This window comes from Streptomyces sp. NPDC090445 (assembly GCF_044769385.1).
Classification (GTDB): domain Bacteria; phylum Actinomycetota; class Actinomycetes; order Streptomycetales; family Streptomycetaceae; genus Streptomyces.
In genome coordinates this window covers 46,768-72,321 of sequence record NZ_JBIVXV010000034.1, presented here as the reverse complement: position 1 = coordinate 72,321, position 25,554 = coordinate 46,768, and the positions used below count along the sequence as shown (strand labels likewise).

General features: G+C 74.9%; 20 protein-coding genes. 9 read left to right on the top strand and 11 right to left on the bottom strand.

What is annotated here, in order from left to right; all coding sequences use genetic code 11:
- Positions 1-132: 132 nt before the first annotated feature.
- The gene (locus ACIQUT_RS35780) at positions 133-1,335 is read left to right on the top strand and encodes a CaiB/BaiF CoA transferase family protein (RefSeq protein ID WP_403569297.1); all 1,203 of its coding nucleotides are present in this window, start codon (positions 133-135) and stop codon (positions 1,333-1,335) included.
- 36 nt (positions 1,336-1,371) lie between these two features.
- Here ACIQUT_RS35780 and ACIQUT_RS35775 read toward each other — a convergent pair whose 3' ends face one another.
- Positions 1,372-1,641 carry a hypothetical protein gene (locus ACIQUT_RS35775; RefSeq protein WP_385422249.1) on the bottom strand — a complete coding sequence of 90 codons (270 nt, stop codon included), beginning with the start codon at positions 1,639-1,641 and terminating at the stop codon, positions 1,372-1,374.
- A gap of 418 nt (positions 1,642-2,059) precedes the next feature.
- Here ACIQUT_RS35775 and ACIQUT_RS35770 point away from each other — a divergent pair, with 418 nt between their 5' ends.
- Complete coding sequence (locus ACIQUT_RS35770) at positions 2,060-3,769, top strand: serine/threonine-protein kinase (RefSeq protein WP_403569305.1); 1,710 nt, start codon at positions 2,060-2,062, stop codon at positions 3,767-3,769.
- 51 nt (positions 3,770-3,820) lie between these two features.
- On the opposite strand, the gene ACIQUT_RS35765 is transcribed toward ACIQUT_RS35770, so the two are convergent.
- Positions 3,821-4,630, bottom strand: coding sequence for an SGNH/GDSL hydrolase family protein (locus tag ACIQUT_RS35765; RefSeq protein WP_403569296.1), 810 nt, complete (start codon positions 4,628-4,630; stop codon positions 3,821-3,823).
- Between the two features lie 224 nt (positions 4,631-4,854).
- On the opposite strand from ACIQUT_RS35765, the gene ACIQUT_RS35760 reads away from it, so the two are divergent.
- Together ACIQUT_RS35760 and ACIQUT_RS35755 are read left to right on the top strand one after the other, a co-directional pair.
- The gene (locus ACIQUT_RS35760; RefSeq protein WP_403569294.1) at positions 4,855-5,952 is read left to right on the top strand and encodes a DUF5925 domain-containing protein; all 1,098 of its coding nucleotides are present in this window, start codon (positions 4,855-4,857) and stop codon (positions 5,950-5,952) included.
- 227 nt (positions 5,953-6,179) lie between these two features.
- Complete coding sequence (locus ACIQUT_RS35755; protein WP_403569292.1) at positions 6,180-6,758, top strand: FABP family protein; 579 nt, start codon at positions 6,180-6,182, stop codon at positions 6,756-6,758.
- A 78-nt stretch (positions 6,759-6,836) separates the two neighbouring features.
- On the opposite strand, the gene ACIQUT_RS35750 is transcribed toward ACIQUT_RS35755, so the two are convergent.
- On the bottom strand, positions 6,837-7,223 hold the full coding sequence (locus ACIQUT_RS35750; RefSeq protein WP_403569290.1) for a GntR family transcriptional regulator: 387 nt from the start codon (positions 7,221-7,223) through the stop codon (positions 6,837-6,839).
- Between the two features lie 72 nt (positions 7,224-7,295).
- Here ACIQUT_RS35750 and ACIQUT_RS35745 point away from each other — a divergent pair, with 72 nt between their 5' ends.
- The 3 genes from ACIQUT_RS35745 (at position 7,296) to ACIQUT_RS35735 (ending at position 10,022) form a co-directional block, all read left to right on the top strand.
- Positions 7,296-8,234, top strand: coding sequence for a GNAT family N-acetyltransferase (locus ACIQUT_RS35745; protein WP_403569288.1), 939 nt, complete (start codon positions 7,296-7,298; stop codon positions 8,232-8,234).
- Positions 8,227-8,715 carry a DUF402 domain-containing protein gene (locus ACIQUT_RS35740; RefSeq protein ID WP_403569287.1) on the top strand — a complete coding sequence of 163 codons (489 nt, stop codon included), beginning with the start codon at positions 8,227-8,229 and terminating at the stop codon, positions 8,713-8,715. Before ACIQUT_RS35745 ends, ACIQUT_RS35740 begins: the two co-directional genes overlap by 8 nt.
- Before the next feature lie 272 nt (positions 8,716-8,987).
- On the top strand, positions 8,988-10,022 hold the full coding sequence (locus ACIQUT_RS35735; RefSeq protein WP_403569285.1) for a lytic polysaccharide monooxygenase: 1,035 nt from the start codon (positions 8,988-8,990) through the stop codon (positions 10,020-10,022).
- Positions 10,023-10,063: 41 nt separating this feature from the next.
- Here ACIQUT_RS35735 and ACIQUT_RS35730 read toward each other — a convergent pair whose 3' ends face one another.
- The 6 genes from ACIQUT_RS35730 to ACIQUT_RS35705 form a co-directional block, all read right to left on the bottom strand.
- Entirely contained in the window at positions 10,064-10,933 is an 870-nt protein-coding gene (locus ACIQUT_RS35730) for an esterase/lipase family protein (protein ID WP_403569284.1), read from the bottom strand.
- 165 nt (positions 10,934-11,098) lie between these two features.
- Positions 11,099-12,091 (bottom strand): hypothetical protein, encoded by a 993-nt coding sequence (locus tag ACIQUT_RS35725; protein WP_403569283.1) that lies wholly within the window; start codon positions 12,089-12,091, stop codon positions 11,099-11,101.
- Positions 12,088-15,714 (bottom strand): DNA polymerase III subunit alpha, encoded by a 3,627-nt coding sequence (locus ACIQUT_RS35720; RefSeq protein ID WP_403569281.1) that lies wholly within the window; start codon positions 15,712-15,714, stop codon positions 12,088-12,090. The genes ACIQUT_RS35725 and ACIQUT_RS35720 overlap by 4 nt, the downstream gene beginning before the upstream one ends.
- Before the next feature lie 80 nt (positions 15,715-15,794).
- On the bottom strand, positions 15,795-17,060 hold the full coding sequence (locus ACIQUT_RS35715) for a vanadium-dependent haloperoxidase (protein ID WP_403569279.1): 1,266 nt from the start codon (positions 17,058-17,060) through the stop codon (positions 15,795-15,797).
- A gap of 270 nt (positions 17,061-17,330) precedes the next feature.
- Positions 17,331-18,206: a S1 family peptidase gene (locus ACIQUT_RS35710; RefSeq protein WP_403569278.1), complete on the bottom strand. Its 876-nt coding sequence runs from the start codon at positions 18,204-18,206 to the stop codon at positions 17,331-17,333.
- A gap of 401 nt (positions 18,207-18,607) precedes the next feature.
- The gene (locus tag ACIQUT_RS35705) at positions 18,608-20,026 is read right to left on the bottom strand and encodes a DUF5685 family protein (RefSeq protein ID WP_403569276.1); all 1,419 of its coding nucleotides are present in this window, start codon (positions 20,024-20,026) and stop codon (positions 18,608-18,610) included.
- Between the two features lie 290 nt (positions 20,027-20,316).
- Here ACIQUT_RS35705 and ACIQUT_RS35700 point away from each other — a divergent pair, with 290 nt between their 5' ends.
- Positions 20,317-20,766 (top strand): cell division protein SepF, encoded by a 450-nt coding sequence (locus ACIQUT_RS35700; RefSeq protein WP_403569274.1) that lies wholly within the window; start codon positions 20,317-20,319, stop codon positions 20,764-20,766.
- A 9-nt stretch (positions 20,767-20,775) separates the two neighbouring features.
- On the opposite strand, the gene ACIQUT_RS35695 is transcribed toward ACIQUT_RS35700, so the two are convergent.
- Positions 20,776-21,945, bottom strand: coding sequence for an acyl-CoA dehydrogenase family protein (locus ACIQUT_RS35695; protein WP_403569272.1), 1,170 nt, complete (start codon positions 21,943-21,945; stop codon positions 20,776-20,778).
- Between the two features lie 29 nt (positions 21,946-21,974).
- On the bottom strand, positions 21,975-23,831 hold the full coding sequence (locus ACIQUT_RS35690; RefSeq protein WP_403569270.1) for an MFS transporter: 1,857 nt from the start codon (positions 23,829-23,831) through the stop codon (positions 21,975-21,977).
- A 293-nt stretch (positions 23,832-24,124) separates the two neighbouring features.
- Here ACIQUT_RS35690 and ACIQUT_RS35685 point away from each other — a divergent pair, with 293 nt between their 5' ends.
- Entirely contained in the window at positions 24,125-25,264 is a 1,140-nt protein-coding gene (locus ACIQUT_RS35685; protein ID WP_403569268.1) for a hypothetical protein, read from the top strand.
- Positions 25,265-25,554 lie beyond the last annotated feature (290 nt).

Below are 25,554 nucleotides of genomic sequence, written 5' to 3'. Positions count from 1 at the left end.
ACCCCCCAGGTCATCCCTTCGACAGGGGGCAGACAGCCATACCGGGCCCGGGGGCCAGGCGCCCCGTTTCGGGGCCACGAGAAAGGTAACGGGGGTGACAGGACCCGCCCTCACCCGGTAGGGATCAACCTCATGGAACACTCGCCCGAACCCCTGCCGCTGGACGGGATCACGGTCGTCGCCGTCGAGCAGGCCGTCTCCGCACCCTTCGCCACCCGCCAGCTCGCCGACCTCGGCGCCCGGGTGATCAAGGTGGAGCGCCCGGACGGCGGCGACTTCGCGCGCGCCTACGACACGGCCGCGCACGGCCTCGCCTCGCACTTCGTGTGGGCCAACCGCGGCAAGGAGTCGATCGCGCTGGACCTGAAGGACCCGCGCGGCCTGGAGATCCTGCACGGCCTGCTCGACGGGGCCGACGTGTTCGTCCAGAACCTCGCGCAGGGCGCGGCGGCCCGGCTCGGGCTGGACTCGGCGGCGCTGTGCGCGCGGTACCCGCGGCTGGTCGCGGTGGACGTCTCCGGGTACGGCGCGGAGGGCCCGTACGCCCACAAGCGCGCCTACGACATGCTCGTGCAGTGCGAGGCGGGGCTGGTCTCGGTGACGGGCACGCCGGAGCAGCCCGTCAAGGCGGGCATCCCGGCCGCGGACATCGCGGCGGCCATGTACGCCTTTTCGGGGGTCCTCGCCGCGCTGGTGCGCCGTGGGGTCACCGGCCGCGGGGGCAGGGTGGAGGTGTCCATGCTCGACGCGCTCGCCGAGTGGATGGGGCATCCGCTGCACCACACGATGCACGGCGGGCGGCAGCCGGTGCGGACGGGGCTCGCGCATGCGGTGATCGCCCCGTACGACGCGTATGCGACGGCGGACGGCGACCGGGTGCTGCTGTCGGTGCAGAACGACAGGGAGTGGCGCCGCCTCGCCGAACAGGTGCTGCAGCGGCCTGAGTTGGCCGACGATCCGGCGTACGCGACGAACGCGGCGCGCACCCGCGGGCGGGAGAAGACCGATGCCGTGGTGGCGGAGGCGCTGGCCGCGCTGGACGCCGGCGAGGCGATCGGGCGGCTGGAGGCGGCGGGTATCGCCTGCGCCCGGCTGAACTCGGTGGAACAGCTCGCGGAGCATCCGCAGTTGGCTGCGCGGGACCGCTGGCGGGAGGTGGGTTCACCGGCGGGCCCGCTGCGGGCACTGCTGCCGCCGATCGGGCTGCCGGGAGGTACGGCACCGCACATGGGTGCGGTGCCCGCACTCGGCGAACATACCGAGGCCCTGCTGCGCGCCCTGGGGATGTCGGGCGCGCAGATCACGACACTGCGCCGGGATGGAGTGGTTGCGTAGGGCCGGGGCGAAACTTCTCGGGTTCGGGGACAGTTCTTACGAGCGGCGGCTGCCGAAGAGCGAGCGGCGCAGGCGGCGGAGCGGCGCGAAGAGCGAGACGCGCGCGCTGCGGCTGCGCAGCCGGTGAGTGTGGTCGCGAGCGGTGAGCTCGCGCATCAGCAGGGTGGCCTCGGCGACTTCGCGGTGGGGGACGGCGGGTCCGCCCAGCACGGCGAGGTGGCGGTCGAGGCGCGAGCTGGTCGCACTGCTGCCGCAGGTGATGGCAGGCACGCGGGGCGGCCTGCTGCGCATTGCTATCTGTTCCATCTTTTCTCTCCCCACCCGTACGAAGGCACCCGGCCCGGGCAGGTTAACCCTATCGCCCCCGGGATGCCCGCGGGTATCCCGGTGGTGTGAATTACCCCTATGCGTCGGGGAGTTGACGATTACTCAGCGGAGTCGACAGTTACTCTCCGCAAGGTGAGGGGGTTTCAGGAATCGCCGGAGGCGATTCCTGCCTGCACAACAGGGGTCGGGCGGCCCGCACTGCGGTAACGTGGAGTGACCACCCGATGACGCATCGCCGCGACTCCGACGCAGGGGGTGCGCGGATGCATTGGACGCACAGGGGGCGCGCGTGACCGACGACCGGGGTGGGACGGACACGGGCGGCGGGCCGGGCGCGGCCGACGGCCGGGTCGTCGCGGGCCGGTACCGGCTGCTCGGAGTACTGGGCCGGGGCGGCATGGGCATCGTGTGGCGGGCCCGGGACGAGGTCCTGGCCCGCGAGGTGGCCGTCAAGGAGGTACGGGCCCCGGCCGGGCTGGACGGCGCCGAGGTCGGGCGGCTGTACCGGCGGCTCGAACGGGAGGCCTGGGCGGCGGCCCGGGTCTCGCACCGCGGGGTGGTCACCGTCTACGACGTGGTCACCGAGGAGGGCCGCCCCTGGATCGTGATGGAGCTCGTCCGGGGGCTCTCGCTGGCCGAGGTGCTGGAGGCGGAGGGGCCGCTGACCCCGCAGCGCACCGCGCACCTCGGGGAACAGGTGCTGGCCGCGCTGCGCGCCGCGCACGACGTGGGCGTGCTGCACCGCGACGTCAAACCCGCCAACGTACTGCTGGCCAACGACGGCCGGGTGGTGCTGACCGACTTCGGGATCGCCCGCCTGGAGGGCTCCACGGCGATCACCAGGACGGGCGAGGTGGTGGGCTCCCCCGAATTCCTCGCACCCGAACGGGCGATGGGGCGCGAGCCGGGACCCGCCTCGGACCTGTGGTCGCTGGGGGTGATGCTGTACGCGGCCGTCGAGGGGGTCTCGCCGTTCCGCCAGGACACCCCGCTGACGACCCTGCGGGCCGTGGTGGACGCGGAGTTGCCGCCGCCGCGCCGGGCCGGGCCGCTGGCGCCCGTACTGGAGGGGCTGCTGCGCAAGGACCCGGACGAGCGGCTGCCGGCGGCGGAGGCCTCCCGGATGCTGCGGATCGTCGGCGCGGGCGGCGCCCTGCGGGACCCGGGCGGGCCGCGGTCCGGACCGGACCCGACCGCGGCGACGGCACGCAACGGCGCGAACCCGTGGGCGGGGGCGGGATCGGGGGCGGCCGCGGCTCCGTGGGCGGGGACGGCTCCGTGGGCGGGGACGGCGGCAGGGGCGACACCGCTGCTGCCCGTGCCCGCGCCGGTTCCTCCGCCGCCGGACCCCGGCCCCGGGAACGGCTCCGGGCAGCGCCCGGGGCGGGCCGGGGCGGTACTGACCGCCGGGATCGTGGTGCTGCTGCTGGCGGTGGCGGCCCTGGGCTGGCTGCTGCTGCGGGACCGCTCGGCCGGGGAGGGCTCCGGATCGGGCGGCGGACCGGCCGCCACGGGCGGTACGGCCCCGTCGGCTTCGGCATCGGCGAGGCCCTCCGGTACGGCGGGCGGGGCGGCGCCGGATCCCGGCACGGCCTCGGCCTCCGCGTCTGCGCCCGCGTCGGCGTCCGCGTCCGCGTGGGCCTCAACTCCGCCGTCGCCGTCGCCGTCGGCCGCGCCCTCGCCGCGGGTCGCGGTCTCCGTCCACGCCGTGCGCGGGGAGTACCGCGGGACCTGCCCGCCCGCCGCCTCGCGGGCGCCGGCCTTCAGGGCCGCCGTCGAGGTGGAGCCCCGGCCGGCCGTGCTGGGGTACCGGTGGGTGACGCGGAGCGGAAGCCCCTCCGGCCCCGGTTGGCAGTCCCTCGCGTACCCCGCGGACGGGCCGGCGAGCCGGCAGTTGGAGCACACCGCGCTCGGGTACCGCGCGGACGGGACCCTGGCCGACGCGGTCCGCCTGGAGGTGCGGGGGCCCGCGCCCGCGGTCTCGGGGTGGGTGGAGTTCTCGGTGACCTGCGAGGAGGAGGCCCCGACGGGCGGGTCCTCCTCCCCCGGTGCGGACGGGTCGCCGGGCCCGGCGGCAGCGTCGCCGGACCCGGCGCCCGCGCCCTGAGGCCGGCCCCGAGGCCGGCTCTGAGGCCGGCCCCGAGGCCCGCTTGGAGGCTCAGGCCTTGCTGCGGAAGACGGGCAGGTAGCCGCCGGACTGCCCGGCCGCGGTCGGGTGGTACGACTCGCCGATGTTGAGCCAGTTGACGCTGTGCAGCCACGCGTCGCCGGAGCAGATCTCGTGGCCGGTGAAGGAGCTCACGACCGAGGCGAAGGTGAAGCCGTGGGCGGTGGCGCGCTTGCCGATCGCGGCGTTCAGGTGGTCCGCCGCGCCGTTGATGGCGGTGCGCTCGCCCTCGGTGAGGCCGGTGACGCAGGCGCCGTTCAGCTTGTAGAAGCGGGGGTAGCCGAGGACGACGACGCGGGCGGAGGGCGCCCGGCCGCGGATCGCGTTGTAGACCTGGTCGAGTTGGCCTGGCAGGGTGGAGTCGACGTACGCCTTGGCCTGGTTGATGCGGTTGACGCAGGTGGCCTCGGACTGCAGCACACAGGTCGTCATGACGTCGGCGAAGCCGGCGTCGTTGCCGCCGATGGTGATGCTGACGAGGTCGGTGCCGGAGTTCAGCGGGCCGAGCTGGCCGGAGAGGACGTCGCCCGTGCGGGCGCCGGAGCAGGCGGTGAAGGCGAAGGTCTGCGGGAAGTTGGCGGCGGCCCACAGGGCCGGGTAGGCGCGGTTGGTGCGCTTGCAGGCACCGCTGGAGCTGTCGTAGTTGCCGGCGCCGACGCCGGAGGAGTACGAGTCGCCGAGGGCGACGTAGCCGAAGTCGGCGGCGGCGGAGGCCTGGCCGGCGCCGAACAGGGCGGCGCCCGCGGCGAGTAAGAGGGAGGAGGTCCAGGCGGCAAGGCGTGGCAGGCGTCCCGAAGGCATGGTGCGGCTCCTCTGGGGGTGTGGGGGGGTACTCAGGAGTCGGGGTTACTCCTGAGTCCGTGGTACAAGGAGCCCGGGATGGCTGGAAGTGTCCATGCCAAGGAGATGTGGCGCAGACTTGCGCCCCGAATCTTCACCACCACGGCGTTTCGCGGGGGAAGGCAGGCACCCGTTCCGGCGAAACACGGGTGCACAGGGGCAGTTCGTGCCGGATCATGGGCGCCATGTCAGCCAACCCGCATGATGCGCTGCCGATCCGGCTCAACGTCGACGACAGCGATTCGCCCTCGGACGTCGTCGACGCGCTGTTCCTCGGCCGGTTCGCCTCCGGCGAGCAGCCGTACTCGCGCAGCGTCACCATCGAGCGGGTGAAGGCGGAGGCGACCCTGCTGCCGGCCGCGGCCACCGTGCTGCGCTCGGCACGCGACTCCGACCGCAGCGCCGTCCTGGCGGAGGGCGAGGGCTGGACGGTGCTCGTGTCCCGCTGGAGCCGGGGCGCGGACGTGACGGTGACGGCGGTCAGCGACGAACTCGCCGCCGGGGTGCTCGGCGAGGCCACCGAGGGGGCGCAGGACGAGCCCGAACCGCAGCCGGAGAACGTCACCATGGGGTTCTGGTACGTCTCCCCGCGCCGGGGCCCGTACCGCACGACCCGCCAGATCAGCGCGGGGACCTGGGCCGAGGTCCGGCCCAACTACACCGCACCGGTGGCCTCGGCCATGGACCGCCTCATGAAGGTCACCCCGGACGACATCGCCGGGCGGCTCCTGCTCCTGCACGGGCCGCCGGGGACGGGAAAGACCTCCGCCCTGCGGACCCTGGCCCGGTCCTGGCGGGACTGGTGCCAGGTGGACTGCGTCCTGGACCCGGAGCGGCTGTTCAACGACGTCGGCTACCTGATGGACATCGCGATCGGCGAGGACGAGGGCACGGCGAAGGGCCGGTGGCGTCTCCTCCTGCTGGAGGACTGCGACGAGCTGATCCGCGGCGAGGCCCGGCACACCGCCGGCCAGGCCCTGTCGCGGCTGCTGAACCTGACGGACGGCCTGCTCGGACAGGGCCGCAACGTGCTGGTCGGGGTGACCACCAACGAGGACCTGGAGCGGCTCCACCCGGCGGTGGTCCGCCCCGGGCGCTGCCTGGCCCGCATCGAGGTCGGCAAGCTGACGCACCACGAGGCCGTGGAGTGGCTGGGCACCGACGAGGGCGTCTCCCGCGAGGGCGCCACCCTCGCCGAGCTGTACGCCCTGCGCCGGGGCACGGGCCCGGCGGCCGTCCTGCCTCCGCAGGGCCACGGCGCGGACGCGGGCCTGTACCTCTGAGCGCTCCGCGGGAGGTGCCGTGATGGGCCGGCGGTCGGCTGCGGGCCCGTTGTCGGCCGGTCGCGCAGTTCCCCGCGCCCCTTCGGGGCGGTACCGTGCGGCGGGGCCTGCCGTGCGCGGGGGCGCGGGGCCGCGAGAATGGGCCCGGCCCCGGGGGCGGCGGGCCGGAGTCCGGCCGACGCCCCCGGGGCAGCCAGCCCCAAACCACCGGATCAGGAGAGCCGACCGTGCCCGACGCGCCGCAGGAGAACCCGTACCCCGACACCCACGTCCTCGGCGAAGGGCCCGAACCGCACCCCCAGCTGAAGCCGGTCCTCGCCCTGCTGGGCCGCTGGCACGGCGGCGGGAGCGGCGAGTACCCGACGCTGGAGCAGGGCTTCCGGTACCGGCAGGAGATCACCTTCAGCCATGACGGCCGGCCGTTCCTGCGCTACGAGTCGCGCGCCTGGCTGGTGGACGAGGCGGGCACGGCCCTGCGCCCGTCGGGGCGGGAGAGCGGCTGGTGGCGGGTCCTGCCCGACGCCTCCCTGGAGGTGGTCCTGGCCCACCCCACCGGCATCGTGGAGACCTACCTCGGCGGGGTCGCCGGAGACGGCACCGCCACGGACCCCGGCGGCGGCACCGCGCTGGTGGTCGACCTCGCCACGGACACGGTGGCCTGCACCCCCCGGGCCAAGGAGGTCACCGGCATGCGGCGCCGGTACGTGCTGCGCGACGGCGAGTTGTCGGTCGAGCAGGACATGGCGGCGGTGGGCCTCCCGCTGGAACACCACCTCAGCGCCCGGCTCCTCCCTCACCAGCCGTAAGCCCCACAGGGGCGCGGGGAACCGCGCGACCAGCCCCCACCGGCCCGCGGTGTCACGACCGGGCTCCCAGCGGAGCGCTCAGGCGCCGTACCGTGCGCGCAGGGCGTCGAGGGCGGTCGCCGTCGCCTCGTCGAAGGTCAGGCCCAGCCGCTGCGCCCGCTCCGCGAAGGCCTGCGCCGCGGCGGCCGCCTCCCGCACGGCGGAGTCGCCGGCGGCCGCGACGAACGTGCCGTGCCGGCCCCGCGTCTCGACCACCCCGTCCGCCTCCAGCACCCGGTACGCCTTCGCCACCGTGTTCGCCGCGAGCCCGAGCTCCTCCGCGAAGCCGCGTACCGTCGGCAGCTTGAATCCCGCCGGCAGCCGTCCCGCCCTCGCCGCCTCGGCGATCTGCGCGCGCAGTTGCTCGTACGGGGCGGCCGCGCCGGCCGATCCGTCGATCCGGATGTTCAGGTTCGTCGAGGTCACCCGGCCGATTCTCCCCCATCCCGCGGGAAATTCGGAGGCGTCCGCCCGCGCCCTCCGCCTACGGTCGGCCCCATGACCGTATCGATCCGCGACCTCCGCCCCGGCGACCCGCCGGACGTGGAGGCCGTTGTCCGTGTGCGCCGCGCGACGCTGCCCTTCATGATCTCGACGGCCGGCGGCGTGGCCTTCGAACTGGCCGGCGCCCACCCCGACGAGCACCACCGCGTCCTGGTCGCCGAGGACGGCGACGGCCTCGTCATCGGGACCGCCCAGGTGGGCATCGCCCACGACGGCGCCGAGCCGGGCCAGTCCTTCGCCAACGTCCACGTGGACCCCGGCCACCGCGGACGCGGTGCGGGCACCGCCCTGCTGCGCGCGGCCGAGGAGCACGTCTCGGCCCTGGGCGCGGCGAAGGTGTTCTCCTGGGTGCCCGATGAGGCCCCGTCGCGTGCCTACGCCGAGCGCCGCGGCTACCGTCCGAGCCGTTCCGCGCACTTCCTGCGCCTGGACCTGGCCACCGCAGAACTGCCCCCGTACCCGCAGGAGCTCCCGCCCGGCGTGGAGCTGCGCCCCGGCTCCGCGTTCGCCGGCGACCCGCGCCCGCTGTTCGAGGCGGACGCGGCGGTGACCGCGGACGAGCCGGGCGACGTGCCGGTCGTCCTGGACGACTACGAGCACTGGCTGCGCACCGTCTGGCAGGACCCGCAGCTCGACCACGGGCTGACCTCGGTCGTCCTCGTCGACGGGGCCGTGGCCGCGTTCACCGCGGCCCGCACCGACGGCGAGACCCGGTACGGGTCGGCGATGACCGGCACCCTCGCCGGGTTCCGCGGCCGCGGCCTGGCCAAGCTCGCCAAGACGGACTCCCTGCGCCGGGCCCGCGCGGCCGGCTACCGCGTGGCCTTCACCGGCAACGACACGGAGAACGGGCCCATGCTCGCCGTCAACCGGTGGTTCGGGTACGAGGTCGGCGCGAGCGAGGTCCGCTACGTGAGGGAACTCCGTGGCTGAGCGCGAGGCGTTGACGGTCGCCCTCTCCAAGGCCGGCCGGACCAAGATCCGCTACCCGGCGGACGTGGTGGCCGACACCGGCGACCGGATCACCGTACGGGCCCCGTGGGCGGCGGACGGCGTACGGGACTTCGGGTTCGTGCGCTTCGAGCCGGGCGACGTGTTCACCGAGCACTTCTGGCGGACGCGCTGGTACGCGGTGAAGGAGGTGCGGACCGGCGCGGGGGTCCTCAAGGGCTGGTACTGCGACATCACCCGCCCGGCCGTGGTGGAGGGCGGCGAGATCCGGGTGGTCGACCTCGACCTCGACCTGTGGGTGTCGGCGGACGGCTCCTCGGTGCTGCGGCTGGACGAGGACGAGTTCGCGGCGAGCGGCCTCGCCGCAACCGACCCGGGGGCGGCCGCCGAGGCGCTCCGCGCCCTCGACGCCCTGGAGCAGCAGGCCCACGCGCCCGCGGGTCTGGCGGCCCTCCTCACCTGAGCGGCAGCGGGTTTCCTCAGGGGCCGCTTACCGGTGGATTAAGCGGAGCCTAAGGATCTCCGGGAGGGGCTTCGTACGGGCGGAACGGGGCGTTCGGGCGGCTAGCTTGGCGGCGCCGGGGAGGACCGGCGTGCGGTGCCGGGCCCACGGGGGGCGGCGCCGTACCGCCCGGCTCCCGGCCCGTCCGTGCACGTCCGTGCGCGTCCGTGCCCGCCCGTGCGCGTCCTTGCACGGCCGGGCGCATCCGCCGCCCGCTTCGAGGAGAGTCGCCCATGCCCGCACGTCCCCGCTCCCGGACCCTGACCCGTATCGCCGCGGCCGGTTTCGCCCCGCTCGCGGTGGCCGTGTGCGCGGCCGGGCCCGCGAACGCCCACGGGTCCATGACGGACCCGGTCAGCCGGGTCGCGGCCTGCCACGCGGAGGGGCCGGAGTCGCCGAGGTCGGCGGCCTGCAAGGCGGCCGTGGCCGCCGGCGGGACGCAGGCCCTCTACGACTGGAACGAGGTGAACATCGCCGACGCGGCGGGCCGCCACCGGTCGCTGATCCCGGACGGCCGGCTGTGCTCCGCGGGCAACGACAAGTACCGGGGCCTGGACCTGCCGCGCGCGGACTGGCCGGCGAGCCCGATGACGGCCGGGCCGCACACCTTCCGCTACAAGGGGACCGCTCCGCACCGGGGCACCTTCGAGCTGTACGTCACGAAGGACGGCTACGACCCGTCGAAGCCGCTGACCTGGTCGGACCTGGAGCCAGCCCCGTTCGCGAAGGCCGCCGACCCGGGCATGCAGGGCGGCGACTACGTGTTCTCGGGCACGGTCCCGAACAAGTCCGGCCGGCACCTCGTCTACAGCATCTGGCAGCGCTCGGACAGCCCGGAGGCCTTCTACACCTGCTCCGACGTGGTGTTCGGCAAGGACAGCGGCGGTACCACCGGTCCCGTTCCGAGTGCCAAGCCCAGTGCCGAGCCCAGTGGCAGGGCGAGCGGCGAGCCGGAGGCGCGGCCCTCGGAGCCGCCCGCCCCCGAGGCCCCGACGGACCGCCGGATCGCGGACGGGCAGGGCAAGTCCTCGGTGGAGCACGACGGGCACGGCGGCGACGACCCGAGGACGAACGGCGTCACTGCGCTCGGTGCAGCCGCGCCGGACGCGCCCGCGGGCGGCGGCGCCGACCTGGCGCAGACCGGCGGCAGCAGCGCCACCCCGGCGATCGCGGTCGCCGGGGCGGGCGTGCTGGCCGTCGGCTCGGCCGTGCTGTTCACGGCGGCCCGGCGCCGGGCGACGGCCGGCCGCGGCCACCGCCGCGGCTAGCCGGTCCGGGCCGGGCCTGTCCGGTCCGGTCCGGTCCGGGTTCAGTCGAAGACCGAGGCGCAGGTGGTCCGTTCGGCATTCGCGGGGTCGAGGGCGTTGAGCGCCTCGTGCCAGGCGATCCGGGAGGTGAGGCCGATGGCGACGTGCTCGGAGAGGTCCAGCGGGCACAGGTCCTGCAGGACGACGTTGCGCACGTTGTTGCCGGTGCCCTGGAGGAAGCCGCTGCGGTAGGGCGTGACCACCTCGTCGTACTTCGTCGCGATCACCGTGTACCGGACGCCGGGCACGGTGTCCCCGCCGGCGTTCAGCTTGGCGAGGAAGGGGGATCCGGCGATCTGGTCGGCGAGGCCGGGGGTCTTGGAGCTGATCAGGTCCTCGGCGCCGGGGAAGTACGGGAGCAGTGCGGTGAGGCCGGACAGGGTCGTGCCGTGGTTGTCGGGGGCCAGTCCGACCAGCGCGTTGACCTTGCCGGCGCCGCCGAGGAACTTGAGGTAGTAGTTCGGCATCATGCCGCCCTGGGAGTGGCCGACGATGTCGACCTCGGCGGCGCCGCTGGAGGCCAGCACCCGGTCGACGAAGGCGGAGAGCTGTCCGGCGGACTTGTCGACGGGGCCCAGCCCGTGGAAGAAGGGGACGCCGGGCAGCTGGCCGTAGTCGAGCGAGTAGACGCAGTACCCGCGGTGGACGAGGTACGGGGCGAAGCCGAGCCAGTTGTCGACGGAGTTGCCGAGGGTGCCGTGTACGAGGACCACCGGGTGGGGGTGGGCGGCGGACGGCTTGCAGGACCAGTTGTTCCAGCCGCTGCTCGGTGCGGAGGCGGCCTGTGCCGTGCCGGTGGGGGCGGCGAGGGCGGCGGCGGTGAGGACGAGGACGGCCAGCGGGCGGAGCAGGCGTCGCAGCCAGGGCAGCATCGAGTGATCTCCTTGCGGCTCATGGGGGAATGGACGTGGGGGCTCATCCCGTGATCCGGATCACAAGGCGTGCTGCTGACGTCAAATTACGGTCGAGTAGCAAAACTGGGAAGTTACGCGTCAGTAAAAAATCTGCGCCGCGCCCTCGCCATACGCTCGCTGCGGTTACGCCGCCCTGCGGAAGGTGGCGGCCGGGCGGACCGTACCGGGGCCGAAACGCGCGTTCGCGCGGTCGACGGCCGCCTCCACCGTCAGCCGCGCCTCGCGGACCGGGTCCAGCGACAGCTGCCGGGACACCTGCGCGGAATCCGTCAGGTCCTCGGCGCGCAGCACCATGCCGGTCAGCCGGGCCCGCTGCAGTCCGGCCGCGTCCAGCAGGCGGTACGCCGCCGCCCGCAGGTCCTCGTCGTGCGCGGACGCCTCCGGGAGCCGGCGGGTCTTCTCCCAGTGCCCGCCGCCGGCGAACCGGAGGGTCAGCGACAGGGCCCGGGCCGCCTGCCGGCGGCCGCGCAGCACCGCCCCCAGCCGGACCACCAGGCCGAGGAGCACGGCCCGGGCGTGCGGGCCGTCGAGCTCGTGCCGGGTGAACCCGCTCCGGACGGCAGCCGATGGGGGCAGGTCCTTCGGGGTGACGGGACGCGGGTCGATCCCGCGGGCCCGCTCCGCGGCCAGCCGGCCGGCCCGCCGGCCCAGGATCCGCTCGACGGTGCCCGGGGAGACGGACGCCACCGCGCCGACGGTATGCAGTCCGTACCCGCGCAGCGCCTCCGCCTGCCGGGGGCCGATGCCGTACAGCTCCTCCACCGGCAGCGGCCCCAGGAAGCCGTCCACGCCGTCCTCCGGCACGGCCAGGACGCCGCCGGGCGCGGGCACCCGCGCGGAGGCCGTGGCCGCGACCGCCCAGGTCGCGGCGACCCCGATCCGTACGTCCGTGCCCAGCCGGGCCACGGCGCGCAGCCGTACCAGCTCGGCGATCCGGCGGGCGTCCGCGGCGAAGTAGCGCCGGGCGCCGCGTACGTGGACCAGTGCCGCCCGGGGCGGCAGGGCCTGGACCGTCGGGGAGAACTCCCGCAGCAGCTCCAGGACTTCGCGGTACCCCTCCTCGGACAGTGCCGGGGCGCACCGTACGTGCAGGACGCCGTTCTCCGGGGCCGTCATCCCGCGCTCCCCGGGCTGGAGTGCCACAGCTTGCGGCCGGTCGCGGCGCGGTCGCCGGCGGGCTGGAGGTCGGCCCACGGGTTCATCTCGTACCCGGTGGGCAGGTGGATGCGGCGCCCGGAGTCGGCGGACGCCGACCCGGACCCGGACCCGGAGCCGGACCCGGCACCGGCACCGTGCTCGGATCCGTCCGCGCCCGGCGGCGGCTCCGCCAGCCGGGCCGCGACCGCGGACGGGCCGCCGGAGCGGCGCAGTTCCACCAGCTCGGCCAGGTTCCAGGCGGCCGCGCCGACCACGCTGAGGCTCTGCGGCCCGCGCCGCTGCACGACGCCCCTGACCAGCAGCAGGAACGAGTGGAAGACGGTGTGCGCGCAGGCCTCGTGGCTGTCGTCGAAGAAGGCGAGGTCGACCAGGCCCGTCCCGTCGTCCAGGGTCGTGAAGACGACCCGCTTCCCGGACCGGATCGGCGGGGTCTGGGTGGCCGCCTTGGCGCCCGCGACCAGCACGGTCCGTCCGTGCTCGACCTCGCGCAGCCGGCGGGCCGGGACCACGCCCAGCTCCGCCAGGAAGGCGTGGTGGTCGCCCATCAGGTGCCGGGAGGCGTCCATGCCGAGGACGCCCAGCTCCGCGCTGAGCCGCTCCTCGTCGGTCAGGTCGGGCAGGCCGACCGGGGCCGTCGACCGGCCGCCGTCCAGCGGAAGTTGGGCGCTGCCCCGGGCTCCGGCCGGCCGCCGCTGCGCGCCGTGCAGTTCGGCCAGGTGCAGCAGCAGGTCGCGCCGGTTGGCGCCGAAGGCGTCCAGCGCGCCGACCTGGGCGAGCCGCCGGGCGACCGGGTGGCCGGGGTGGGCCCGGTCCCAGAAGTCGCGCAGCGATCCGTACGGCTGTCCGTCCTCGATGCGCAGTGCCTCGGCCTCGCTGATGCCGTGGACGTCGGACAGGGCCAGCCGGAGCCCCCACAGCGGGGGGTCGCCGGGCACCGGTTCGATGCGGTGGGCGACCGCCGACCGGTTCACGTCCAGCGGCAGCACCGGCACGCCGCGCCGCCGCGCGTCCGCGAGCAGCAGCCGCTTCGGGTACATGCCGGGGTCGTGGGTGAGCAGCCCGGCGTAGAACGCCGCCGGGTGGTGGGCCTTCAGCCAGGCCGACTGGTAGGTGGGCACGGCGAAGGCCACCGCGTGCGCCTTGCAGAAGCCGTAGCTGCCGAAGGCCTCCACGATCTCCCAGGTCCGGCCGATCACCTCGGCCGAGTAGCCCCGTTCGGCCGCCCGCGCCGCGAACCACGCCTTGATCCGCGGCTGCGACTCGGGGTCGGAGAGCCCGCGCCGGACCCGGTCCGCCTCGTCCCGCCCGCAGCCGGTCAGGACGTCCACGATCTCGATGATCTGCTCGTGGAAGACCACCACCCCGTACGTCTCCTCCAGCGCCGGCGCCAGGTCCGGGTGCGGGAAGCGGACGGGGGCCCGCCCGTGCCGGGCCTCGATGAACGGCCGCACCATGTCGGCGGCCACCGGGCCGGGCCGGAACAGCGAGATGTCGACGACCAGGTCGTGGAAGGTGGCCGGCTGGAGCCGCCCCACCAGGTCGCGCTGGCCCGGCGACTCGATCTGGAAGCAGCCCAGGGTCTCGGCCGAGCGGATGAGCTCGTACGTGGCCCGGTCGCCGGGCGGCACCTGCGCGGGGTCGTCCAGGTCGAGTTCCTCGCCGGTGGTGCGCCGGATCTCGGCGACGGCGTGCGCCATCGCGGACTGCATGCGCACGCCCAGCACGTCGAGTTTGAGCAGGCCGAGCTCCTCCACGTCGTCCTTGTCGAACTGGGACATGGGGAAGCCCTCGCCGCTGGTGGGCACCACGGGGGTGCGGGCGAGCAGGGAGGCGTCGGAGAGCAGCACCCCGCACGGGTGCATGGCGGTTCCGCGCGGCAGCGCGTCCAGCGCCTCGACGAGCTCCCACAGCCGCCCGTGCTCCTCCTCGCGTACGCCGCGCAGCTCGGGCAGTTCGGCGAGGGCCGCGCGGGCGTCGCGGGCCCGGATGTGCGGGAAGGCCTTGGCGAGCCGGTCGACGGCGGCCGGGTCCATGGACAGGGCGGCGCCGACGTCGCGGACGGCGTGCCGGACGCGGTAGGTCTCGGGCATGGAGACGGTGGCGACGCGCTCGGTGCCGAACCGGTCGATGATCCTGCGGTAGACCTCCAGCCGGCGGGCGGATTCCACGTCGATGTCGATGTCGGGCAGGACGTGGCGGCGCTTGGACAGGAAGCGCTCCATCAGCAGGCCCTGGGCGACGGGGTCGGCGTGGGCGATGCCGAGCAGGTGGTTGACGAGGGAGCCGGCGCCGGAGCCGCGGGCGGCCACGCGGATGCCCATCTCCCGTACGTCGTCCACGACCCGGGCGACCGTCAGGAAGTACGAGGCGTAGCCGTGGTAGGCGATGATGTCGAGCTCGTGGTGCATCCGCTCCCAGTAGGCGGGGTCGTCGGCGTAGCCGCGCAGCACCATGCCGGCGGAGGCGCGGGAGGCGAGGACCCGCTGGGCGGTGCGGTGGGCGGCGCCGACGAGGTGGGCTTCGGGGAAGTGCACGGAGCCGATGCCGAGGTCGTCCTCGGGGTCCACCGCGCAGGCCTCGGCGGTGCGCCGGGTCTCCGCGAGCAGCCGGCGCGCGTCGGCCGGGCCGAGGCCGGCGGCCCGGGCGATCCGGTCGGCGGCCTCGGCCATGGCGGCCGGGGGCTTGAGCCAGCGCTCCCCGCCGTCGAGGGGGCCGCGGGGGTCGACGGGGACCAGGCGGCGGGCCGCGTCGAGGACGTCGGCGACCGGGCCCTGGCCGGGGTCGGCGTAGCGGACGGCGTTGGTCAGCACGGCCGGGACGCCCTGCTCGGCGGCGAAGCCGACGGTGCGGGCGGCCAGCCGCAGCGAGCCGGAACCGGTCCCGGTGCGGCCGTGGTGGACGGCCTCCAGGCGCAGGGAGTCCCCGAAGACCTCCCGCCAGGGCGCGAGCAGCCGCGCGGCCCGGTCGGGCCGGCCGGCGGCCAGGGCCCGCCCGACCTCGGAGCCGGGGCCGAGCAGGACGTACACGCCCGTGCCGTGCAGGGCATCCCAGGGCAGCACGGGCCGCCCTGCAGGAATGCCCGGGATGCCGGGGGATTCCGGGGCTCCCGATGCGTGGGCGGCCTGCCCGGCGTGGGCGGCGGTGATCATGCGGCACAGCTCGGCCCAGCCGGCGGCTCCGTCGCGGGCGAGGAAGACGGCCCGGGGCGCGGACTCGTCCACGAAGGCCCCGCCCCGGACGGGGGTCCGCCGCCGGTACGACGCCTCCGCGCCGGGGCCGCCGGAACCGGGGCCGCCGGAGCTGTCCGTCAGGGGCGCGGCCGACACGGCCAGGTCGGTCCCGAACAGCGGCCGGATCCCGGCCTTCGCGCATGCCTTCGCGAACCGCACCGCACCCGCGAGGGTGTCCCGGTCGGTCAGGGCGAGGGCGTCCATGCCCCGCTCGGCGGCACGCTCCGCCAGCCGTTCGGGGTGGGAGCCTCCGTAGCGCACGGAGAACCCCGAAACGGCGTGCAGATGCGTAAACCCTGGCACCCGCAGCCTCCTGCTTCGTTCGTGGAACACCTCCCCCGTCTCCACCATAAGGCAATTCGAATATCCGTGCGAAACGTTTGTTCGATCATCCGGGCGTCCGTGATCCCCTGCGGACGCCCGGTGATCCGCTACGGGCGCCCGGTGCCCTTCGGGTCGAAGAGCCGGTCGGCGTGGCGCAGGGCGTGCAGCGCGACCGCCTTGCCGAGGACGACGCCCGCCTCGTCGGCCGAGCGGCTGTGGATCCCCGAGAAGACGCGCGCGTCGACGTTCTCGCGGGTCAGCTCCGCCCAGCCGGTGTAGGTCCGGCGCACGCCCGGCGCGGTCTGGCTCGTCAGCGAGAACGGCGCGGTGCGGGCTCCGGCGAGGGCGTCCAGGATCACCTCCGAGGCCCCCGCGTAGGTGGTGTGGCCGCTGGGGTAGTCGGGGTGGGCCGGGGTCTGGTGCAGCGGGGTCCAGGCCGGGTCGGGGGCGATGGAGCCGGTCCGGATCGCGGTGACGGGGCGCCAGCGGGTGTGGGCGTACTTGCTGTCGGAGGTGGCGATCTGCGTGTCGACCAGGGCGGCGTGGTAGAGGGCGATCAGCTCCGCCCGCCCGGCGGCCGAGCGGTGCGAGCGGGTCACGGCCACTCGCAGCGGCTCGGTGTAGAGGGTCAGCGAGGCGCCGTACCAGAACTCGGCGGTCTCGGTCTGGCGCGGGGTGCGCACGGTGCTGTCGGCCTTCCCGTACGCCCGCACCTCGGCCAGGTCGGCCCGGTAGCGGCGGGAGTCGAGCGCGGGCGGCGGGCCGAGCCGGTACTGGGACGGGGAGTCCAGCAGGAAGGGCTTCGCGACGCGGTTGCCGTACTGGACGGCGGGGGCGTACCCGTCGGGCGTCGGCTGCCACACGCCGGGCGCGGCGGGCGGCACGGTGAAGGGGGCGTTCACGGACTCCGGGTCGAGTCCGTCGCCCTCGCGCTCGGCGAGGGCGGCCCGGGCCTGGCGGGCGCCGGCGGCGACGCCCCGGGCTTCGGCGGGGCCGTCGGGGATCCGGTCGAGGGTGGCGGCGAGGGCGGCGTCGAGCCGGGCCGCGTGGGCGGGGGCGAGGGAGACCAGGGCGTCGTGGACGGCGGAGGCGACCGCGGCGTCCTGGAAGGCGGCCCGGTCGCGGCCGGCGGGGGCCTCCCGGGCGGCGCGCGCGGCGGCGAGCCAGCTGATCGCCCACGTCCGACTGTTGGTGACCTGGGTCGGCACACCTGCGGCGGCGACGGTCTGCGCGGTGGTGTCGTACCACGCGCGGACGACGGCCCCGCCGTCCGCAGCCGGGGCCGGGGCGGCCTGGGCGGCCGGTACGGCGCCGGTGGCGGCCAGCGCCAGAGCGGCACCGAGGGACAGCAGGGCAGAGCGGGACGGCTTCACGGACACTCCTGGCTGAGGACGACACGGTGACTGACCGGCAATGCGCCCCGACGCTAACCAGCCGTCACAGAGCGGCACAACAGCCGCAATCCGCCACGCCGGTTCCGAAAAATGCCCTTCGCCCCACGGCCACACCCGCGCGCCACACGACGGTCCGCCCGCTCACGACGGCCTCGCTTTCCGTCAATGCCGAGCCCCCGTCCGGCAGTTCGGGCGGGGGCTCATGATGGTGCCCGGTGGATGCGGCTGCCGTCAGGGCCGCGGCGGGCGTCAGTAGACGCTGACCCCGTAGGCGTTCAGGGCCTCGACGACCGGCTGGAAGAAGGTCGTCCCGCCCGTGGTGCAGTTGCCGCTGCCGCCGGAGGTGAGGCCGACGGCGCGGGTGCCGGAGTGGAGCGGGCCGCCGCTGTCGCCCGGTTCGGCGCAGACGTTGGTGCGGATCAGGCCGTGGACGATGTCGCCGCCGCCGTAGTTCACGGTGGCATTGAGGCCGGTCACGGACCCGCTGCGGGTGCCGGTGGTGGAGCCGCGCCGGGTCACGGACATGCCGACGGTGGCGTTGACGGCGCTGGTGATGTCCTGGCTGCCGGCGGTTCCGGGGTGGGCGAGGGAGGCGTTGTCGTAGCGGACCAGGCCGTAGTCGTTGCTCGGGAAGCTGGAGCCCACGGTCGGGCCGATCGCCGTCGTGCGCGAGGAGTTCGTCCACCAGGTGCCCGCGCCGTCGGTGCAGTGGCCGGCGGTCAGCATGTAGTAGGTGCTGCCGCTGCGCACGTTGAAGCCGAGCGAGCAGCGCCAGCTCGACGCGTAGACCGCGTCGCCGCCGGAGATCAGCTTGCTCAGGGTGCCGGGGATGCGCTCGATGCGCAGGGCGGCGGCGTCGGCTCCGGCCTCCGTGCGGATCCTGGCGAGGTCCGCCGCGGTGACGGTGGAGTCGGCGGCGACCACCAGGGTCCCGTTGGCGGGGTCGGTGTACCAGGCGGTTCCGGCGACGTCGGCGCGTTCGACGGCGGCACCGGCCGATGCGAGCCGGGCCGCGCTGAAGCCGCTGTCGGCGTTCGCGGCGGTGGGGGCGGCGAGCCCGGCGACGGCAGCCAGGCCGGCGGCGACCGCCAGCAGCCGGGTACGGGTGATGCTCTTGATCCTCACTTCTCGTCCTCCCGGGAGGGATCGGGGGCCCGGTGGGCGTGGGGGAGCCGGGGCCCGTGAGGCGCAGCCGGGGGTACGGCGGGCGCACTGGTTTTCGTCGTGCCCCTGACAACCTCCCGGACAGTCGCTGTCGGGAGTGTCGTGGCGCCGGTCACGGGCGGCAAGGGCATCTTTCGGCCTCCGTCCGCCCGCCGCCGGGCCGTCGCGGGAGCGTCTGCGACTTCGTTCATGCCGCTCAGCCCTTCCACACCGGCCCGGACGGGAACCGCGCTGTACGCCGTCCGGGCCTGTACCCGCCTGCGCGCACGACACCTGACGGCGGATCGGCGGGCCGCCGCACCGCGCGACCCGCCTCCCCCCGGGCATCCCGCTTCATGCGGTTTCATGTGGTTTCGTGCGGTTCAGCTGCAGCCGCAGTCGCAGTTGCAGTCGCAGCAACCGCCGTCGCCGCCACCACCGCCGGCGTCACCGCCGCCGCTGCTGTCGCTGCCGCTGCAGCTCCGGCAGCAGCTGCAGTCGCAGCACTCGCAGGCGTCGCACCACGGGTCCCGCTTCTTGCGGGACCACGGACCCTCGTGGTCCGTGCAGCACAACTGGCAGGTGCAGAACAGCCCCACGGCCACCGCGCAGCCGGCGAGCAGCCCGCGCCGCGGCTTCTGCGGGGGCATCCCGGGACCGCCCGGGCCCATGGGCGGCGGCATCCCGGGACCGCCCGGGCCGCCCGGGCCGCCGCCGTAGGGACCTCCGCCGTAGGGGCCCCCGCCGTGCGGACCGCCGCCGTACTGGCCGCCGCCGTACTGGCCGCCGCCGTACTGGCCGCCGCCGGGCGGGTTTCCCCCGTACGGGTTGCCGCCGTGCGGGCCGCCACCCCCGTACGGGTTGCCGCCGCCCGGGCCGTAGCCCTGCGGCGGCGGCGCTCCGAAGCCGCCCTGCCCGGCCGCGTTCACGGCCGTGTGGCGGCAGGAGCCGGCGCCGAAGGCCCGGTCCACCGAGGTCCGCAGCTCGTGCACCAGCAGCCGGTGGGCCAGCCCGCCGTCCACGAACTCGACCTCCTGCAGGGCGAGCCGGATGCCGTGGAGGGCGTCGTCGCACAGCCGGCGGGCCTCGGCGAGCGGGGTCCCGGTCGCGGTCAGGGGGTTCCAGGCGCCCTTCTCGGCGTCCGCGGCCTGGTCCTCGACGGCGTCCAGCAGGTGCGCGAGCCGGCCGAAGTACCGTCCGGCCTCGGCGAGCGGGACGGCGTTGCCCGGGCGTCCGGCCAGCGAAGCGGTGTGGGCGAAGGCGGCGGCCGTCGCGGTCTCCGTCGGCTCGGTGACCACGAGCACCGGGGTGCCTGGGCCGGCCAGGGCCTCGATGTCCGTCTGCCGGTCCACGGCGTCGAGGAGGACCGCGGTGTCGAAGCCGAGGGAGGCGCCGGTGCGGGCGCCCGCGCGGTCCCAGCCGCGGGCCACCCGGCGCGCGGCGGCGGCGATCGGGGCGCGGGCCAACAGCCCGTCCCGGTCGGCCACGTGGTCCCGTACCTTCGCCGAGGCGAGCACGAGCGAGACCGCGGCCGCGAGCCGCGCGCCCTCGCCGTTGGCCACAGCGGCGGTGCGCATGCCGCGCAGCGGGCAGGGGCCGGCGGTGCGGCGGGCGCCGGGTGCGGGACCGGACTGAGCTTCCGTCAGAACGGAGATGAGCAGCCCGTCGTAGTTGGTCACGATCCGGGCGAACTGTCCGTGATCTCCGCGAAGTGCGAGGCAGAGCCCGCAGAGATGGGCCATCCACTCCGTCTTGAAGCGCTCCCCGAGCCGGTGCGCACACGGTCTGACTATGCCGAACAAACCAGGTCCCCCGAGTGTCAATCGCTTGCGAGAGGGGCATCGTACCGAGCCGGATCGGTCACCCGTCCGCCCCTGCGGCCCACCCGGACGGCGGCAATCGTCATATTTTCACTCAGTCAGCAGTGGGGCCCGGCACGATGCTGACGGTGCAACGGATGTTCTGCACCAGTACCGTCACGAAAACCCTGCGCGGCGGCTATCCACTTGGCGCGTTGTCAGCATCATGGACGACCATAGGGACAGCGACAGCGGAGAGAAACAGACTGACCGCGGTGAGAGAGGAGGCGTCCATGGGTTCGGTACGCAAGGCGAGCGCTTGGCTGGGTCTCGTGGAGGACAGCGACGACGAGCGCTACTACGACGACGACTACGCGGAGGCCCCGCACGGTTCCGTCGCGGGACCGGGCGACCAGTGGGTCACCGACCCCCGGGTCAGGGTCGCGTCGGAGTCGGCCGTCGAGCAGGGCCGCCGGATCGCCACGGTCACGCCGGACGGCTTCCGCGACGCGCGCGCCATCGGCGAGCTCTTCCGCGAGGGCGTCCCGGTGATCGTGAACCTCTCGCTGATGGACCCGGCCGACGCCAAGCGCGTGGTCGACTTCGCGGCCGGCCTCACCTTCGGCCTGCGCGGGTCGATCGAACGGGTGGCGACCAGGGTCTTCCTGCTGACCCCGGCCGACACCCAGATCGTGAGCGGCGAGTCCGGCGTCCGGTCCCGCGACTTCTTCAACCAGAGCTGAGGCGGGGCCTCACCGGAAGGCGTCGAGCCCGGTGAGCGCCTTGCCCAGCACCAGCTGGTGCATCTCCACGGTGCCCTCGTAGGTGAGCACCGACTCCAGGTTGGTGGCGTGCCGCATGACGGGGTATTCGAGCGAGATCCCGTTGGCGCCGAGGATCGTCCGCGCGGTGCGGCAGATGTCGATGGCCTCGCGGACGTTGTTGAGCTTGCCGAAGCTGATCTGCTCCGGCCGCAGGGTTCCGGCGTCCATGCGGCGGCCGAGGTGGTGGGCGAGCAGGATGCCCTTGTGGAGCTCCAGCGCCATGTCGGCGAGCTTGGCCTGGGTGAGCTGGAAGCCGCCGATCGGCCGGCCGAACTGCTCCCGCGTCCGCGCGTAGTCGAGCGCGGCCTCGAAACTGGCGCGCGCCGCGCCCATGGATCCCCAGACGATCCCGTACCGCGCGTGGCTGAGACAGCCCAGCGGCCCCTTGAGCCCCCGGACCTCCGGCAGCACCGCGTCGGCGGGCAGCCGTACGTCGTCCATGACCAGCTCGCTGGTGACCGAGGCGCGCAGCGACCACTTGTGCTTGATCTCGGGCGCCGAGAAGCCGGCCGAGTCGGTGGGCACGGCGAAGCCGCGGATCCCCTCGTCGGTCTGCGCCCAGACCACCGCCACCGCCGCCACGGACCCGTTGGTGATCCACATCTTGCGGCCGTTCAGGATCCAGTCGGAGCCGTCGCGCTTGGCGTACGTGCGCATGGCCGCGGGGTCGGAGCCGATGTCGGGCTCGGTCAGCCCGAAGCAGCCGATCAGCTCGCCGGCCGCCATGCCGGGGAGCCAGCGCTGCTTCTGCTCCTCCGATCCGTACTTCCAGATCGCGTACATGGCGAGGGAGCCCTGGACGGAGACCAGCGAGCGGATCCCGGAGTCGGCGGCCTCCAGCTCCAGGCAGGCCAGCCCGTACTGCACGGCGGTGGCGCTGGCGCAGCCGTACCCCTGGAGGGACATGCCGAGGGCCCCGAGGGAGCCGAGCTCGCGGGCCAGCTCGCGGATCACCGGCAGCTCGCCGGTCTCGTACCACTCGGCGATGTGCGGGAGGACGCGGTCGGCGGCCCAGCCGCGGACGGTGTCGCGGATGGCGAGGTCCTCGGGGCTGAGGAGCTCGTCGAGCCCGAGCGGATCGGTGGGTACGAAGGACACGGGGCCTCCCGGCGGGCCAGAGGGTGAAGCTAGCGGTGCAAGTTTGACCTTGCCGCCGCCCCCGGTCCACCCCCGGCCGGGCCGGCGAGCGCATCACGGCCGGGACGGGCCGGGCCGGGGATCCGCGGGCCCTCGCCCGCCGGTGCGGCCGCGGTCCGGGCGGGACGGCCGGCGGGCGCGGCGCCCGGCTCCGCGGACGGGCCCGGCTCCGCAGCGTCGCCCGTACCGGCAGCGTCGGCGGTACCGGCGGCGTCGGCGGTACCGGCGGCGTCGGCGTCCTCGCGGACGTCGGTGCACTCCATGGCCCGCGGCAGCTTCAGCGCCATCACGGCCCCCGCCAGCAGCAGGGCGGCGCTGACCGCCAGTGTGAGGTGCAGGCCCTGCACGAACGAGTGGCGCGCCGCGTCGACCAGCGACTCACCCGCGGCGCCGCCCAGCTGCCCGGCGATCTGGTAGGCCTCGCCGAGCGAGTTCGCGGCGCCCTTGGCGTCCTCGGGCGACACGCCGGGCACGTCCAGCAGCCCGGGCGCATAGGCGGCGTTCATGACGCTGCCGAGCAGGGCGATGCCCATGCCGGCGCCCAGCTGGTACGAGGTCTCGCCTATGGAGGCCGCCCCGCCGGCCGTCTCCGCGGGGGCCTCGCTCAGCATCGACTCGTACGCGGCGAAGAGGGTGGTCTGGAGCCCGAAGCCGAGCAGGACGAACCCGACGGTGAGCAGGACGGGCCGGTCGTGCTCCCCCATGAGCGTCAGCAGCAGCACGGCGAAGGCGGTGAGCACGAAGCCGAGCGACACCATCGTGCGCGGCCCGACCCGGGCCAGCGTGTACGAGCCGGTGGCCCCGGCGGCCATGGCCGCGAAGGTCAGCGGCAGCAGGCGCAGCCCGGTCTCCAGGGGGCTGAGTTCGAGCACGAGCTGGAGGTACTGGACGGCGAGGAGCTCCAGGCCGACCAGGGCCAGCATGGCGAGCACGATGCAGCCGACGGAGGTGGAGAAGGCGGCGCGCGCGAACATCCGCATGTCGATGAGCGGGTGCGCGCGGCGCTTCTGCCGGCGGGTGAACAGGACGAGCAGGGCCACGCCGAGCAGCAGCGGCAGCAGCGACTCGGCGTCGAGGAGCCGGCGCTCGGCGCCGAGCCGCTTGACCCCGAGGACCACGCCGAGCACACCGCCCGCGGCCATCAGCGCGCCGAGCACGTCCCACGGCCCGTCGGCGGTGCCCTTGGATTCGGGCAGCAGCCAGCGCCCGAGCGGCAGGATCAGGGCCATCAGCGGGATGTTGATCAGGAAGACCGAGCCCCACCAGAAGTGCTCGATGAGGAAGCCGCCGAGGACCGGGCCGCTGGCGGCGCCGATCGCGGCGACGGCGGTCCAGATGCCGATGGCCAGGGCCCGCTCGCGCCGGTCGGGGAAGACCTGGCGCAGGATCGACAGGGTGGCCGGCATGATCATCGCGCCGCCGACGCCGAGCAGGGCGCGGGCGATGATGAGGACCTGGGCGTGGTCGGCGAAGGCGGCGAGGGCGGAGGCCGCGCCGAAGAGGGTGTAGCCGAGCAGGAGTATCCGGCGGCGGCCGACCCGGTCGCCGAGGGTGCCGAAGAGGATCAGCAGCGCGGCGCACACCAGCGGGTACGCGTCGACGATCCACAGCAGCTCGACGGAGCCGGGGCGCAGGTCCTCGGTGACGGAGGGGACGGCGACGTGCAGGATCGTCGCGTCGAGCGCAACGAGGACCAGGCTGACGCACAGGACCGCGAGGACGACCCAGCGGTTGGTTCCGCCGGAGGCCGCGCGCAGCAGCGCCCCGAGGGGCGCGCGGTCGGCGGCCCCGCCGGGGGTGTGTCTGCTGTCGGCGGTCCTGCGGTCGGCCGCGTTGGTCCCCGACATGCATGTACCTCCCAGATGAATCGCTCGCACTCGGCGGACCAGCGTCTCGGCGGAGCCGTCGTGGTGTGCACGGGGCGGCGTCCTAAGGGGTCCGGCATCGACATGCGAGTGAACGGTCAGCGTACGCGAGTCCGCTTGTCCGGCACGTGGTCAAGCTCTCATCACGGCGGCGGCCGCGGTGTGGTGTACGCCACTCGTCCCACCCGGTCCCCTCCCCACTCTTCCTCCGCGTACACGCCCGGTCACGGCACGTGGTTCTGCCCGGCGGCCGGCCGCGGGCGCCACCGATAATCATGCCTGTGAAAGATCATGCTTTTCGCCGGGCCGCGCCCGCTCTGGCCGCCTTCGCGGCGGTCCGGCTGCTCGGGCTGGGTGTGCTGGCGGCGTGGGGGGCGGCGGCGGGCAGCAGCCCGCACACGCTGCTGTCGGCGCGCTGGGACTCCCTCTGGTACGCCCGCATCGCCGCCGAGGGGTACGGCTACCAGGTGGTCCTGCCGGATGGGGCCGTCCACTCGAACCTGGCGTTCTTCCCGCTGCTGCCCTGGCTGGAGCGGCTGGTCTCGGCGGCGACCGGGCTGGGGCACGGATCGGCGGGCCTGGCGGTCTCCGCGGTGGCGGGGCTCGCCGCGGCCTGGGGGATCTTCGCGGTCACCGACCTGGTGTGCGCCCGGCAGGACCTCGGCGTCGACGGGCGACGGGCGGGGGTGTTCGCGGCCGGAGTCTGGGCCGCGCTGCCCGTCGGCATCGTGCAGTCCATGGCGTACAGCGAGGCGCTGTTCACGGCGCTGGCCGCCTGGGCGCTGTACGCGGCCCTGCGCGGCCGGTGGCCGGTGGCCGGACTGCTCGCGGCGGGTGCCGGGCTGACCCGCCCGGTCGGTGCCGCGGTGGTCGCGGCCGTGTGGGTGGCGCTCGCCCTCGCCTGGCGGCGCGGCGAGCGGTCCTGGCGGATGGCGGTGGGGGCGGTCCTGGCCCCGGCGGGGGCGGCGGCGTACGTCCTGTGGGTGGGCGCGCACACCGGGCGCGGCCTGCTCGGGTACCTCGACGTGCAGGGCGGCTGGGGCAACGGCTTCGACGGCGGCCTGGCCTTCGCCCGGTTCATCGGGGCGAAGCTGGCCTCGGGCGCGGCCCCGGCGGGGATCGGGCTGATCGCGGGCGTGGTGCTGGTGCTGTGGCTGTACGCACTGTGCGTGCGGCAGCGGCAGCCGGCCGTGCTGCTGGTGTACTCCGGGATCGTCCTGGCGCTGGCGCTGGGCGCGTCGGCGTACTTCGGGTCCAAGCCGCGGCTGCTGCTGCCGGCCTTCCCGCTGCTGCTGCCGGCCGCGGTGGCGCTGGCCCGGCGGCGGCCTGGCCGGGCGGCCGCGGTGCTGGGGGCGGCGGCGGTGGCGTCGGCGGTGTACGGGGCGTTCTGGCTGAACGGCTCGGGGCCGCCGTAGAGATGGCGGGGCGGGCGGCGGGCGGCGCGGCGGCGGCCGGGGCTTCGGGCGGGACCGGCCGAGGGGCGCGCCCCCGACGGGCCCGCCCGGCAACGGAATGGATCATTCCGGACCATCTTTCGGCAAAGGAATTGAGCGTCGCCGATAAAGCCCGGGCACGAGTGCGAAACAATCGCCGGGCCATTGGAGTCGGACATCCAACTAATGCCTTAATCCCAGGAATTACGCGCCGCGTGAGACCAACTCCACATCACATGGTCATCACAAACCCGGTGATTCGCCCGGGCTGA

Coding starts and splice junctions, on each gene's coding strand:
- ACIQUT_RS35700 (WP_403569274.1), top strand. CDS start 20,317: ATGGGTTCGGTACGCAAGGCGAGCGCTTGGCTGGGTCTCGTGGAGGAC.
- ACIQUT_RS35765 (WP_403569296.1), bottom strand. CDS start 4,630: ATGCCTTCGGGACGCCTGCCACGCCTTGCCGCCTGGACCTCCTCCCTC.
- ACIQUT_RS35735 (WP_403569285.1), top strand. CDS start 8,988: ATGCCCGCACGTCCCCGCTCCCGGACCCTGACCCGTATCGCCGCGGCC.
- ACIQUT_RS35760 (WP_403569294.1), top strand. CDS start 4,855: ATGTCAGCCAACCCGCATGATGCGCTGCCGATCCGGCTCAACGTCGAC.
- ACIQUT_RS35725 (WP_403569283.1), bottom strand. CDS start 12,091: ATGACGGCCCCGGAGAACGGCGTCCTGCACGTACGGTGCGCCCCGGCA.
- ACIQUT_RS35720 (WP_403569281.1), bottom strand. CDS start 15,714: ATGGTGGAGACGGGGGAGGTGTTCCACGAACGAAGCAGGAGGCTGCGG.
- ACIQUT_RS35685 (WP_403569268.1), top strand. CDS start 24,125: ATGCCTGTGAAAGATCATGCTTTTCGCCGGGCCGCGCCCGCTCTGGCC.
- ACIQUT_RS35730 (WP_403569284.1), bottom strand. CDS start 10,933: ATGCTGCCCTGGCTGCGACGCCTGCTCCGCCCGCTGGCCGTCCTCGTC.
- ACIQUT_RS35770 (WP_403569305.1), top strand. CDS start 2,060: ATGGGCATCGTGTGGCGGGCCCGGGACGAGGTCCTGGCCCGCGAGGTG.
- ACIQUT_RS35745 (WP_403569288.1), top strand. CDS start 7,296: ATGACCGTATCGATCCGCGACCTCCGCCCCGGCGACCCGCCGGACGTG.
- ACIQUT_RS35780 (WP_403569297.1), top strand. CDS start 133: ATGGAACACTCGCCCGAACCCCTGCCGCTGGACGGGATCACGGTCGTC.
- ACIQUT_RS35690 (WP_403569270.1), bottom strand. CDS start 23,831: ATGTCGGGGACCAACGCGGCCGACCGCAGGACCGCCGACAGCAGACAC.
- ACIQUT_RS35775 (WP_385422249.1), bottom strand. CDS start 1,641: ATGGAACAGATAGCAATGCGCAGCAGGCCGCCCCGCGTGCCTGCCATC.